The 545-nt window shown below is 46.1% G+C and carries 1 pseudogene; it reads right to left on the minus strand.

The window, feature by feature from the left end:
* Nucleotides 1–545 (minus strand): annotated as a pseudogene (locus R8N49_RS29755) (TMAO reductase system sensor histidine kinase/response regulator TorS); the annotation flags it as partial.

The raw sequence follows: 545 nt of genomic DNA on the forward strand, positions 1-545 counted from the left end.
AGCATTTTAAAAGCGAGAAGATGCAGCTCGTGCAGACGCTCGGTTAGGTCAAGATCGACTTCAACTAAGGCATCGAGCGCTTGATAGACTTGGTCTTTTTTGTTCGCTTCTAACAGGTCATAAATATGGGTTACGTTAGCAACCGCAATCGTGCTGGTGTTTTGAACTTGAGTGCGAGTGAGCTGTTCCAACTCTTCACTCAGCAGGCGCATTTCTTCAACACGAGTATCAATTTCTTTCGCGAGCCACAACTTTCTTTCAACCGTGACACCAAGCTCTGCGAGGTTATTGATCACATTCTGAACATTGCTTTCAAGTGCATCGAGCAGTTTTGAATCAAACGACTCACCGCCTAGCTCTTTAATGTGCGTCAACAGCGATTCAAGTTGTTCGAACAACACTCGCCCGGCTTTTTTCCTCTCTTGCTCATTTTGCGCATTAGAGAGCATTTGCACCGATGAAATGATTCGAGTACTCAATTCCGAGACTTGTCGCGCTTCTATCATGGCGGGGATCGCGGCATCTACCACGTTCCTTTCTGTTTT

The sequence above is a fragment of the Vibrio sp. 1978 genome (assembly GCF_033344345.1).